The sequence below is a fragment of the Candidatus Limnocylindria bacterium genome (assembly GCA_036523395.1).
GTDB lineage: Bacteria > Chloroflexota > Limnocylindria > P2-11E > P2-11E > CF-39.
This window is the reverse complement of sequence record DATDEH010000045.1, coordinates 26973-39585: the sequence shown is the minus strand read 5'-3', so window position 1 is coordinate 39585 and position 12613 is coordinate 26973. Positions and strand designations below refer to the sequence as shown.

The 12613-nt window shown below is 68.0% G+C and carries 12 protein-coding genes; 7 read left to right on the top strand and 5 right to left on the bottom strand.

Features of this window, described 5'->3' with window-relative positions; genetic code table 11:
* Positions 1-46: 46 nt before the first annotated feature.
* Positions 47-901 carry a sulfurtransferase gene (locus tag VI056_05865; protein HEY6202550.1) on the bottom strand — a complete coding sequence of 285 codons (855 nt, stop codon included), beginning with the start codon at positions 899-901 and terminating at the stop codon, positions 47-49.
* A gap of 54 nt (positions 902-955) precedes the next feature.
* On the opposite strand from VI056_05865, the gene VI056_05860 reads away from it, so the two are divergent.
* The 3 genes from VI056_05860 to VI056_05850 are packed head-to-tail and all read left to right on the top strand — an operon-like array spanning position 956 to position 3302.
* A complete protein-coding gene (locus tag VI056_05860) occupies positions 956-2287 on the top strand; it encodes a C39 family peptidase (protein HEY6202549.1) in 1332 nt (443 codons plus the stop codon).
* A 14-nt stretch (positions 2288-2301) separates the two neighbouring features.
* Positions 2302-2529: a glutaredoxin family protein gene (locus tag VI056_05855; GenBank protein ID HEY6202548.1), complete on the top strand. Its 228-nt coding sequence runs from the start codon at positions 2302-2304 to the stop codon at positions 2527-2529.
* Positions 2526-3302 (top strand): DNA alkylation repair protein, encoded by a 777-nt coding sequence (locus tag VI056_05850; protein ID HEY6202547.1) that lies wholly within the window; start codon positions 2526-2528, stop codon positions 3300-3302. Before VI056_05855 ends, VI056_05850 begins: the two co-directional genes overlap by 4 nt.
* Here the strand turns inward: VI056_05850 and VI056_05845 are convergent.
* Positions 3299-4201 carry an alpha/beta fold hydrolase gene (locus tag VI056_05845; protein HEY6202546.1) on the bottom strand — a complete coding sequence of 301 codons (903 nt, stop codon included), beginning with the start codon at positions 4199-4201 and terminating at the stop codon, positions 3299-3301. The two genes, VI056_05850 and VI056_05845, sit on opposite strands and share 4 nt — an antisense overlap.
* 134 nt (positions 4202-4335) lie before the next feature.
* On the opposite strand from VI056_05845, the gene glnII reads away from it, so the two are divergent.
* From glnII to VI056_05830, 3 genes are all read left to right on the top strand, one after another.
* Positions 4336-5418, top strand: coding sequence for a glutamine synthetase GlnII (gene glnII, locus VI056_05840; GenBank protein ID HEY6202545.1), 1083 nt, complete (start codon positions 4336-4338; stop codon positions 5416-5418).
* Between the two features lie 173 nt (positions 5419-5591).
* A complete protein-coding gene (locus tag VI056_05835; GenBank protein ID HEY6202544.1) occupies positions 5592-6062 on the top strand; it encodes a hypothetical protein in 471 nt (156 codons plus the stop codon).
* A gap of 36 nt (positions 6063-6098) precedes the next feature.
* Positions 6099-6875, top strand: coding sequence for a class I SAM-dependent methyltransferase (locus tag VI056_05830; GenBank protein ID HEY6202543.1), 777 nt, complete (start codon positions 6099-6101; stop codon positions 6873-6875).
* Here VI056_05830 and VI056_05825 read toward each other — a convergent pair.
* Entirely contained in the window at positions 6840-7739 is a 900-nt protein-coding gene (locus VI056_05825; protein HEY6202542.1) for a DMT family transporter, read from the bottom strand. The genes VI056_05830 and VI056_05825 overlap by 36 nt on opposite strands.
* Before the next feature lie 169 nt (positions 7740-7908).
* Between VI056_05825 and VI056_05820 the strand changes: the two genes are divergently transcribed.
* Positions 7909-10050: a YncE family protein gene (locus VI056_05820; protein HEY6202541.1), complete on the top strand. Its 2142-nt coding sequence runs from the start codon at positions 7909-7911 to the stop codon at positions 10048-10050.
* Between the two features lie 57 nt (positions 10051-10107).
* Here VI056_05820 and VI056_05815 read toward each other — a convergent pair whose 3' ends face one another.
* Both VI056_05815 and VI056_05810 read right to left on the bottom strand, forming a co-directional pair.
* A complete protein-coding gene (locus tag VI056_05815) occupies positions 10108-11955 on the bottom strand; it encodes a FecR family protein (protein ID HEY6202540.1) in 1848 nt (615 codons plus the stop codon).
* 66 nt (positions 11956-12021) lie between these two features.
* Complete coding sequence (locus VI056_05810) at positions 12022-12513, bottom strand: polymer-forming cytoskeletal protein (protein ID HEY6202539.1); 492 nt, start codon at positions 12511-12513, stop codon at positions 12022-12024.
* Between the last annotated feature and the right edge of the window lie 100 nt (positions 12514-12613).

Here is a 12613-nt window from a genome sequence, read left to right as displayed (position 1 = left end):
CCGGCGGACCTCGCGGCCGAGCTGACGTCGCGTCAGACCCGGGTGGTCAGCTCCGACCGACGATGATCGGGAGGCTGGGGTCGTTGCCCCATTCCTCCCAGCTGCCGTCGTAGGTGCGGACGTCGTCGTGACCGAGCGCCGTGAGCACGAGGTGCGTGAACGCCGCGCGCACGCCGGCCTGGCAGTACGTCACAGCCGACGTCTCGGCGCCGAAGCCGGCGTCCGAGTACATGTCCTCGAGCTCGTCCGCGTCCCTCAGCATCCAGTCGTCGCGTAGTGCGTCCTTCCACAGGATGTTCACGGCGCCGGGGATGTGACCGCCGCGCGCGGAGCGCTTCTCCTCGCCGGTGAATTCGCTGTCACGCCGAACGTCGAGAAGCCACGGCTGACCGGTCTTCACGGCGTCGTGCACTTCTTCCTTGGTCGCGATCACGCCGTCGCGCGGATGTGGGGTGAACCGCGCCGGCGCGACCTTCACTTCGCCCTTTTCGAGCGGCCGACCCTCAGCGATCCACTTCTGGATGCCGCCCTCCATCACCGCGAACCTGTCGTGGCCGTATCGCCGCAGCGCGAGCCACAGCCGCGCCGCGTGGTGCCCGCCCTCGGCGTCATAGCCGACGACCATCGTGTCGTTGCCGATGCCCAGACCGCCCATCGACTCCGCGAAGGCCTCCGGCCCCAGGAGCATCCAGCGCGGATGGCCGGACGCGGGTGGGGGAGCGGAGAGGTCGCGCGACCAATCGCAGTGGACCGCGCCTGGCAGATGTCCGTTCAGATAGTCCTTGCTCGCGTCGGCCTCGAAGGAGAAGCGGCAGTCGACGACGCGGACATGCGGATCGCGAAGCTTCGCGGCTGTCTCCTCGGTGGACCAAATGAGGTCCGGGCGAGCGAAGCGGCTCACGTGTCAGACTTTAGGCGCAGTCCGGTCACCGCGATGAGGAGTACGCAGATTGCAATGACGCGCGGGCTGGCGCTCGGCGCGCTGCTCCTTGCGGCGTGTTCGGGCGGCCCGCCGTCGGCGACCATCCGCCCGTCAACGTCGGCGTCACCGACCGCGGCGGTCGGCGCGCCGTCCAGCGCCTCGCCGTCGGCCGCCGGCAGCCCGACAGCCACGACGAAGGTCGACGTGACGCCCCGGAGCTTCACGCGTCTGGCGTTCGACGCCGGCTCGCACGACGGCACCGTCACCAGGGAGTCGCGGATCGAGCTCGGCGCCTCGCCATCGAAGGGCAGCTACGCGGATCCCTACGGGCGCACGATCGCCGACGAGCGCGGCACGTGGACGTCGGCCCCGGTGCGCTCGCCGTTCAGCTTCGACCAGGGCTTCAACCAGCTCGTCGCCTCCTGGAACGCGACCACGCCGTCAGGCACCTGGATCGAGGTGCACATGCGCGCCAGCGGCCCATCGCGCATGACGAAGTGGTACACGCTCGCGATCTGGTCGTCGGACGACGACACGATCCACCGCACCACGCTGAAGGGCCAGGACGATCGCGACGGCAAGGTCAATGTCGACACGTTCGAGGCGACGGCCGGCGGGCCCGGGCTGACCGCGTTCGAGCTGCGGGTCACGCTTCATCGGGCAGTGGGCGTAAGCGCGACGCCCGCGGTCACCCTTCTGGCCGCGGTCATCTCGCAGGCGGGCGATCATGTCATCCTCCCGAGCCCGTTCGGCGGGCAGGCGCGCGAGCTTGACGTGCCGACGCTCTCGCAGGAGACGCACACCGGCCATTACCCGGAGTACGACGGCGGCGGAGAAGCGTGGTGCAGCCCGACTTCCACCGCGATGGTCCTCGGCTTCTGGAAGGCCGGGCCGAGCGCCGCGGATCTCGCGGCGTTCCCTGGTGCGCACGCAGATGGGCAGGTCGATCACGCCGCACGATTCACCTACGACTGGAGCTACAAAGGCGCGGGTAACTGGCCGTTCAACACCGCATACGCCGCGTCATACGGTCTCGAGGGATTCATCACACGCTTGCGCGACCTGCGTGAGGCCGAACTCTTCATCCAGGCCGGCATCCCACTCATCGCGTCGATCAACGGCGAGCTGCCCGGTTTCCTGTTCACGAGCACGAACGGCCACCTGCTTGTGATCCGCGGGTTCGCGGCGAACGGGGACGTGATCACGAACGATCCCGCCGTCCGCGCCAACGCGCAGGCGCGGAAGGTCTATCCGCGTGCCGACTTCGAGCGGGTATGGCTGAACTCATTCGGTACGGTCTATGTGATCCATCCGCCTGGTGGGCGTCTTCCCGCGAACGTCGCCGGCCTTCCCGCGAACTGGTGATCCGCATTCGACTGATGGAGCGGCCCGAGTGCGGACTCTGTGACGAGACGCTTGGCACACTACGCCGCCTCAGCCGCCGCACGCCGCTGGACATCGAGCGAGTGGACGTGACGCGCGACGTTGGCCTCCTCGATCGCTACGTCGTGCGTGTACCGGTCTTGGTCGTCGGTGACGCTGAGCTCGACGTCGCGGGCATCAACGAGGAGGCGATCGCACGCTGGCTCGACGAGGTCGGCCGGTGACGGCGGCGACGCCCAAAGCAGCGCGGCGCTTCTTCGAACAGCGCTACCGAGCGGCCGGCTCGGCCGAGCGCGCCGTCGGCACAAAGGCGTATCTCAAGAGCGACCTCCGCTTCTACGGCACGACCATGCCGGAGATCCGGCGCGCGGCGAACGACTTCGCGCGCGAGCACCCCGACCTTAGTCGCGCGCAGCTGCGCGGGATCGTCGACGACCTTTGGACGACGGATGTATTCGAGCTTCGTTCCGCGGGCGTCGCACTGCTCTCGAAGTACTCGGAGCTGCTCACGGAGCGCGACCTCACCTGGCTCGTCGGCCTCGTGCGTCGCTCAAAGACCTGGGCGCACGTCGACTGGCTCGCCGCCGATGTCATCGGCGGCGTGGTCGGCGAGTCGCGCACAGCGCTGCGCCGCTTGCCCGCGTGGGCACGCGACGAGAACTTCTGGGTGCGCCGGACAGCGCTTCTCGCGCAGCTCCGGACGCTGAGTCATGAGGCGGGCGACTTCCCGCTCTTCGCGCGCCTCGCCGCACCGATGCTCAGCGAGCGCGAGTTCTTCATTCGCAAGGCGATCGGGTGGATCCTGCGCGAGGTGAGCAAGAAGCGACCGGACCTAACGTTCGTGTTCCTGCGCGAGAACCTGGGCAAGGTGTCCGGGCTCACGCTGAGCGAGGGAGCGAAGTACCTGCCCGCAGCGCAGCGGCGGGAACTCGGGTTGGCACCGACGGCAGCGTGGATCGAACGCGGGCGTCGCCGGAAGGCGTCAGGCGCTATCTAGGCCGCGGGGACCTCTCCACGCCGAAGCTGGAAGGCGTCGAACCACGCGATGTGCTCGTTCGCCCAGGCGGGCGCTTCGAGCGGAAGCATGTGCCCGATCCCGCGTGCGACGTGCACCTCGGCGGTCGGGTTCGCACGCCGGAAGAGCGCGGCGTCGCGCGCTGAGAAGACGCGGTCGTCGGTTCCCCACAGCACCAGCGTCGGGATGTCACGCAGAGCGGCGACGTGGCCACGCAGCGTGTAGCCGAGCTGCTCGCCACCGGGGAACGGCAGGAGCAGAAGGCGCCGCCAGCGCGGCGGCTGATTCGCCCAGACGATCGCGCGGATCGAGCGTGTCGTTGCCGGAGACCTGCGGTCGCGACGCAGCAGCTGCCGGATGAAATGTTCGTCGTTCCGCCGCGCCCTGCCGATGAGGAAGCGCCGAAGCATCGCGCCGGTGCCGTGTTCGTAGGGACGGAGCAGCGCGCGGCCGATGAGCGGGACGCAGTACAGCTTGTATGCCCAGAGCATCGAGCGTCCGAGGCCGGCTGGCGCGACCAGCACGAGACCCGCAACGGCCGCGGGCCGCCGGAGCGCGATCTGAAGGGCTATTCCACCGCCGAGCGAGTGTCCGAGAAACACGGCGCGCTGGACCCCCAGCTCGCCAACAACATGTAGCACGAGATCCGCGAGCTGCGAGAAGCGCGCGTCGGCCTTCCGCAGCGCGGGCGCGAGGCCGAAGCCAGGCAGCTCGACGATGTGTGTGGTGTAGCCGAGCGCGCGGAACGCGCGTGCCTGTGGTGCCAGCGCGACGGCTGTCGCGCCCATGCCGGGTAGGAGAACGGCGTGCGGCCCGTCCGAAGGACCGCAGGACTTGACGCGGATGCGGTACCCGGCGTGCTGGACGATCGACTCACGCATGTCATAACTATGTACCCGCGATGTCCGATGAAGGAGTCCGGGTGGGTTAGGCTCTGGGTCATCACCCGCGCGGGGGATTCGGTACAGTCGGTCGGTCAGCCTCCGCTTCCCAAGAACGCGAGAAGGGAATCCACATGGGCGTCTATCGGGCCGAGTACATCTGGATCGACGGCACTCAGCCGACGCAGAAGCTGCGTTCGAAGACGAAGATCGTGCCGAAGGGCGACAAGCCGCCCATCTGGGGCTTCGACGGATCGAGCACGCAACAGGCGACGGGCGACCGATCGGACTGCGTGCTTCAGCCCGTATTCACGTGCCCGGATCCGATCCGGGGCGGGGACGATCTGCTCGTGCTCTGCGAGGTCATGCTCGTGAGCGGGCAGCCGCATCCGTCGAACATGCGACGCGCGAACGCCGATATGGCCGGGCGCTACGCGACCTTTGATACCTGGTTCGGGATCGAGCAGGAATACACGCTCTTCCGTGGTATGCGCCCGCTCGGCTTTCCCGACAGCGGCTTCCCGGCACCGCAGGGCGGCTACTACTGCGGCGTCGGCGCGGATGAGGTCTTCGGCCGCGAGGTCGTCGAAGCCCACCTTGACGCCTGCCTGAGGGCCGGGCTCAAGATCTCCGGTATCAACGCCGAGGTCATGCCGGGTCAGTGGGAGTTCCAGGTCGGTCCACTCAACGCTCCCCAGATCGGCGATCAGCTGTGGCTTGCGCGCTGGCTGCTGTACCGCGTCGGCGAGCCGTTCGGCATCAGCGCGACGCTCTATCCCAAACCGGTCCGTGGCGACTGGAACGGTGCCGGCGCGCACACGAACTTCTCGACGAACGAGATGCGCCGGGACTACGACGCCTGCATCGCCGCAGCCGAGGCGCTCGGCACGCGGCACGACCTCCATATCGCGAACTACGGCTTCGGGATCGAGGAGCGCCTCACCGGGCTTCACGAGACATGCTCATACAAGGAGTTCCGCTACGGTGTGAGCGACCGCGGCGCGTCGGTACGCATTCCGTGGCAGGTCGCGAAGGACAAGCAGGGCTACATCGAGGATCGCCGGCCGAATGCGAACGCCGACCCGTACGTCACGACGCGCCTCATCCTGGAGACCGTCTGCGGCGCTCGTGAGGCGAAGCGGTCTTCGAGCAGGAATGGGCCGGTCGTTCGCGCGCCGAAGGCGTCGAGCGCGAAACGAAAAAAGGTCGCGGTCTAGCCTGAGCAGCCCATCGGCCTCGGCCGGTGGGCTGTTTCATGTCTGCTGTGTCGGGTATGGCAGACCGCGGTCGCTGCAGAAAGCAAGGCCGTCGGTCCGTCGCGGCGCACCGCAGTTCGAGCAATTTGCCTCCACCGCCGCCGCTACTGGGCGGACCGGCGCCGGCGACAGGCGTGAGCGCTGAGCTCGATCAGGACCGAGCCGATGATGAGGACCGCGACGAAGGTCGCGAGGACCACGAGCGACCAGCGGTGCATGCCGGCACGCACCACCTCGACGCTCGCGACGAGGAGCCAGAGCGCGCTCGCGCTCGGGGCGGAGCTGATGAGGGTGTCGACGAAGTGGTCGTCGTGGGCAGAAGCGCGGGCACGACGAACAGCACGCCGGCGGCCGTCCACAGCACCGCGGCAAGGAGTGCGGCCGCGACGGCCCACCAGCTGGAGAGCGCGCTCTGGCGCATCGCGACGGTGACGACGAGGGGCGCCAGCCCGTACGCGATCACGGTGGTACTGACCGCGACGATCGTCCCGATGACGATGGGTTCGGTGATGCCGCCGGCCGCGGCCGCTGCCAGTGCGCTCGCGGCGCCGACGAACGCGGCGGCGGACCCGATCCGCAGCCACATCTTCATGCGCCCACGCTAGCGGCGCTGGCGCGCGCATGCGTTACGTTGCTCGCGTATGAGTGCCGAGACCCCGGACTACGTGCGACTCAATCGCGACGTATGGACCAAGTCCAACGCCCGCTACACCGACGACCGCGCTGAGGAAGCGTGGGCGCAGGCGGAGATCGCGTGGGGTGTATGGCAGACGCCAGAGTCCGCCGTCCACGTCCTGCCAGACGTGAGCGGTAAGGACGTCGTCGAGCTCGGGTGCGGCACGGCCTACGTAGGCGCCTGGCTCAAGCGGCGAGGCGCGCGGCGCGTCGTCGGCGTCGACATCACGCCGGCACAACTCGCGACGGCGCAGCGGCTGAACCGCAAGACCGGTCTCGGCCTCGAGCTCATCGAGGCGAACGCCGAAGTCGCTCCGCTGCGCGACGCGGCATTCGATCTCGTCATCTCCGAGTACGGCGCCTCGATCTGGTGCGATCCGTACAAGTGGATCCCCGAAGCGGCGCGGCTGCTCCGAAGTGGGGGAGAGCTCGTCTTCCTTCGCAACTCGACGCTCTCGATGGTCTGCATGCCCGACACGGGCAGGGTCCAAGAAGCCTTGCAGCGACCGCAGCGCGGCATGAACCGGCTCGAGTGGACCGATGACGATCCGGGTGTGGAGTTCCACCTGGGCACCGGCGACCTGGTCCGGCTGTTACGAGCGAGTGGCTTCGAGATCCTCGACCTGGTCGAGCTCTACGCACCGGACGATGCGAAAGATCACGCCGAATATGCGTACGTGCCCGCCGAGTGGGCCCGGCGCTGGCCGTCAGAGGAGGTCTGGCGAGCGCGAAAGCGCGACTGACGGCCTCGCGGGCGTGGTCCGCCGCGTCGCGAGTATCGAACCGAGCACGATGAGAACGAACCCGAGCACGATCCCGATCGTGAGCGGCTCTTTGAGGAACACGACGCCAAGGGCGAGCGCGACCGCCGGGTTGACGTAAGTGATGACCGTCGCGCGCGCGGCGCCGACTTCCGCCACCAGCGGGAAGAAGACGAGGAAGGCGAAGGCGGTGCAGATCACGCCCAGGACCGCGACGGCGACGATCACGTCGGCCGAAGGCAGCGAGCGCGGCAGCTGCGCGAGGCCGACTGGCGCGTACGCGAGCATCGCCAACGCGAGCGAGGACGCCACGACGCCGAAGAGCGGGAGACCCTGCAGCTTCCGCGCGATGATCAGCGCTCCCAGCGCGTAGCCAAGGGCCACGAGCGCGACCTCGCCCACCGCGCCGATGTCGCCGGCACCGACGTCGAGGCCGACGAGTGCAGCGACGCCGAGGAAACCCAGCCCCAGTCCAGCGATCCGGCGCAGATCGAGCCGGTCGTCACTTCCGGTCGCCCAGGCGAGGATCGCACCGATCGAGGGCACCAGCGCGATGAGCAGACCGGACAGCGAGCTCGAGATCCGTCGCTCCGCATCGGACAGGAAGAACCACGGCGCCGCGACCTCGACCAAGGTGTACGCGACGATCCATTTCCAGTGGGGAAGCAGAGGGCCGAGGTCTTTACGCGCGAACGCGATCGGCAGGAGGAGCGCGGCGCCGATCGCCGTGCGGAGGAACACGAGGCTCGCTGGCGTCAGCTCGCTGACCGCGATCTTGATGAAGAGGTACGGGATCCCCCAGATGAGGCCCATCGCCGCGAAGAGGACCCAGCCGCGTCGTGTCACCCGCCAACGGTACCGTGACGGCTCTATTACGTGCGCTACGGAGTGGGCGCCTTCGTCGGCGACCTAAGCACCGACCTAAGTACCGCGTATGCAGTCTTCCGGATGCCGCGGTGGGCCTTCGCCCGCCACCTTCCCGTCAGCCGCTGAGGCGGCTAGGAAAGGGGAAGACATGGAACCTCGCGGGATCCACGGGACGATCGCGCTCGTTGCCACCCTCGTGCTCGCGCTAACGAACCTGGCCCCTCAGGCGGCAGACGCCGTCACGGGCAGCATCCCGGCGGGGACGAATCCGACCGGCGTCGCGGTGAATCCCGAGACCGGGCGGATCTACGTCGCCAATCGCGGGTCCAACACCGTCACGGTGATCGACGCTGCCACCGACGGCGTCATCGCCACTATCGCTGAGGGCGGTGTTCCCACCGCTGTCGCCGTGAATACTCGGACGAATCGCGTGTACGTCACCAATCTCATCCGAACCGTGTCAGTGATCGATGGTGCGACGAACGCGGTGATCGCGAGCATCGGCGTGGGCCTGGGCCCCTTCTCGATCGCCGTGAACGCGGAGACGGACCGCGTCTATGTGGCGAACCTGTACGACCACAACCTCTCCGTGATCGATAGCACGACGAACTCCGTGATCGCCACGCTCAATACGCCGGACGGCGCCAATGGCATCGCCGTCAACCCGCGAACAAATCGCGTGTACCTCACCAATGGCTCATCCGGCAGCGTGAGCGTGATCGATGGGGCCACGAACACGGTCGTCGCAGCCGCGGTGGTCGGCGGCCAACCCTACGGCGTCGCCGTCAACTCGGAGACGAACCGTCTCTACGTCGCGACGAATCCGACCCTGACGGTCATGGACGCCACGACCCTCGAAATCACCGCGACGATCGAGGCGGAAGGTGGGAGCGACGTCGCGGTCGATACGGCACGGGACCGGGTGTACACGGGCGGATTCGGAAAGATCTCGGTCATCGATGGCCGCTCCAACACCGAGCTCGGTTTCGTCGATATCGGCACATTCTCGGGCGGGAGCATCGAAGCGAACCCGCGAACGGGCAAGGTCTATGTTCCGAAGTACTTCCTGAGCGCCGTGGCGGTGATCGCTCTGTCGGACCTATCGGCTCCGACGATCACGCCCGCAGTCACGCCAGCGCCGAACGAGAGTGGCTGGAACAACGGAAGCGTCACCGTGAGCTGGACGGTGAGCGATCCCGACACCGGGGTCGCCTCCTCCAGCGGTTGCGGGCCCTCCACATTTACGACAGGCACCGACGGCAGGGTCACGAGCTGCACCGCAACGAATGGCGATGGTCTCTCGGCAACCCGAAGCGTCAAGGTCAAGATTGACGTGTTCTCGCCGTTCATCACGGCGACCGCGACCACGGCCTCTGGAAACCGGTACTTCCCGGGGCTCTGGTCCACCGAGGCCGTGACTGTCCACTACACCTGTGTGGACCTACATCTGCCGACCATCGCCTCCTCTGGGCTCGCAACCTGCGCCGGCGACCAGACCTTCACGGACGAAGGAACCGTCACCACCAGCGGTACCGCGACGGACAACGCCGGCAACCTGGCGACCGTGGCCTACGGCCCGATCCGGATCGACCGCACGGCGCCGACGATCATTGCAAGCGCCACGACAGCCGACGGCAACGCATACCCAGCGGGAAGCTGGACCAACCAGCCCGTCACCGTCCATTACACGTGCACGGATCCGCTGTCCGGGGTCGTTGGCTGTACGAGCGATCAGCTGTTCAGCTACGACACCAGCGCCGACGGGACAGCAAGCGCAGGCACCGCGAGAGACATCGCGGGCAACACCGCACACGCCACGTTCGGTCCGATCCGGATCGACAGGACCGCTCCGACGATCGCGTTCAGCGGGAACGCGGGAACCTACGAGGTGGATCAGGCAGTTGGCATCACGTGCGAAGCAGGCGATGCCCTGTCGGGGATCGCCACGACAACCTGTCCGACCGTCGCTGCCGGTCCGGCGACTGACTACGTCGGGACGAGCCCGACAACCGAAGTGATGCTCATCGCAACTGCCGCCGACAACGCCGGCAACTCGACGAGTGCCACGACCAGCTTCACCGTCGCGGTGACCACCCGCGGGATCTGCCGTCTCACCGCGTCACTCAGGCATGCCGGCACCCTGTGCGCCCGGGTGACGTCCATTGCCAGCGCACCGAACGCCATGGCCAGGGCCGGTGAGCTACATGCTCTCGACAACTTCCTCGCGTCTCAGCGAGACGTATCCGACGACCTCGCCTCCCTGCTTGGTCGCCTCGTGCGCCTGATCTAAGTGGTTGCGACCGACCGGGCCGGGGTGCTTACTCCGGCCCGGTCGGCGCGGCCCCGCTCAACGAAGCGTGCACGTCTGCGGCTCCGCGAGCAGCGATCCAACATTCGCCGTGATCTGGTAGTCGCCGGTCAACACCCCGGCCGGTGGCGTGAACGACGCGGTGAACGCACCGTCGCCGCCGACCGTCCCGGAAAGTGGAGTCGGGAGCAGCGTGGACCGGATCGCGTAGCGAGCCGCTCGCGGCCACCCACTGCCCGTGACCGAAACCGCCGTGGTGACACTGCCGCAGCTCACCGCGATCGACGGCAGGTAGACCGCGATCTGGCCGGTCGCCGTAAGCCGCGCGTCGCTCGCGGTAAACCGATATGAGGTCCCGGGAGTCGAATCGAACGGCACGGTCACCGCCACTGCGAAGTCACCGGATGCATCCGCGGTCGTTTGCACGAGAGGCCTCCCGTCCTCCCAGCTGATCGTGATCAGTGCCGTCGCCCATCCGTGACCGATGACGTTGAACAGACTTCCCGGAGCGGCGATGCCACCGATGAGAGTCGGGACCGACGGCGTCGGCGCCGGCGTGGGACTCAGCGCCTGTGGCGGTGTGGGGCTCGGCGTCGGTGCGGCCGTCGGCGTCGGTGGAGGTGGCGGCGGGAGCGTCCGCGCCGGCGGCGCGCTCGCTGCGAGCGTCGGCTCGGGCGCGGCGACCTCGGTCGGGGTCGGTGACGGCGTTGGGCTTGGTGCTCCGCTCGATGTCGGGTTCGGTGCGGGCGACTGACCGAGTGGTGGCGGCGTCACCTCGATCCCGGCGGTGAAACCGAAGCGAGGGAGGAACGCGAAGAGCCTTGTGTCGGGGCTACCGCTGGCAGCCGGTCGCGGCGAGCCGGGCACGATCACCACGTGGGTCGGCGCATGCTCGACAAGACTCAGCTTGCCGAGTCCCCTCGCACTTAGCGCGCCGCGTGGTCCTGCTTCGACTGTCAGAGTCGAGCCGAACTTCGTCCCGGGCGGGCCGCCTCCGGTCACCCAGTAGTTGAATGACAACGTGCCGGCGCCATCGACCGCGGACGCGGTCGCGACGAAGTCACCGCCCGGTGCGATGGTCTCGATGACGATCGAATAGATGCCCGCCGCAGCGTTCGGCAGGTCCACGAGCTGCGGGTCGACGCCCACCTCCGTCGCGAGGCAGCCCGGGATCTGCCGGACCAGCGTCGGGCCGGCCGGCACGATGCCACACGCGCGGCCGAATGCATCGACAACGATCAAATGCGCGGGCGAATGCAGCCCGAAGCGCAGGGTGTTCTGCGCCCGCGGAGCGGGCCCGGGTGGGGAAGGGGCCGCGTTCGGCTGGACGGTCGTGAGCGAGCCCGCCGGTACGACGACCGTCGTGCCTTGCGCGCTTAGCTCGACGATGCCGTCCGTGGTCGCGACCGTCGTTGCGCCGCTGGCCTGCACGTCGGTGACGAAGCCGGTGCCACGCACCGTCGCAGTGGCGGTCGGGGTGCGTAGCTCGAACTTCGAATCAGGGTCGAGGAGTCGCTCCACGCTCGACCACGTGCGGCCGATCGACTGCTCGAGCTGGATCGTGATCGCTCCGCTCGCGGCGGCGGTCGCCTGAATGACCGTGATCGTCGTCGCGGGTTCGATCTCAACCGTCGAGCCATCGAGGAACGTCACGACCGCGTGGCCCGCGTCGGCAGTACGCACGCGATCGCCGGCGTTCAAGACCTGGCCATCCGCTGCGCGGGCAAAGCCGCCGGCACCTCGCGCAATCTCGGCCGTGCCACCGAGGACGGTGAGGGTCATGTTGGCGGCAGAGGCGGGCTGTTGGGTGAGGATCAGCGCTGCCGGTATGAGCACGCCGGCAATGAGGAGCGCGACCAGGAGGATGCGTACTCGCTTGGAGCCCATCGCGTGACCCTACGAGCCCACTACGCTCGGGTCATCGCAGAGGAGTAGCAGGCCCTAAAAAGGACCTCAGCGGCCTCGCGGGCGCCCGCGCCGCTCGAGGCTGCCGAACGTCGCCGGCGCTCCGAGCATCCGTGACATCCCGTCGAACACGGCGCCCTTGTCGATGCCGAGCGTCGGCGTGACGATGTCGCCCTTCACGTGCGCGCCCTTGTGCAGGTCGACGGACCCGGCTGCGGTGATGTTCCCCGTGACCTCGCCGCTCACGACCGCGGAGCCGCAGTTGATGTCCGCCAAGATCTTGGCGTGCTCGCCGATGATGAGCAGGTCGCTGGTCGTGATGCTGCCGGTGAAGGTGCCGTCGATCTGGACCGCGCCTTCGAAATGGAGCTTGCCGTTGACCTGGGAATCAACGCCGAACAGCGCGTTCAGCATCTGGTCCGTGAAGGTGCCCTCGACCTCGACCGTACCTTCGAACTGGAGCTTGCGGTTCCCGTCTGACGCGCGGACGGCTTCGTCTGGTCTGACCTCGGTGCTGAACATCTGATCGACCCCCTTCACGCGGGTGGGCGCTCTAAAAGAACGTGGGGCGTCGACGGCTGGTATGGGTCCTGCCTGCCAGTCTGTCCGTCAGGCCGGGGTACGATCCGCCGGCCAGTTC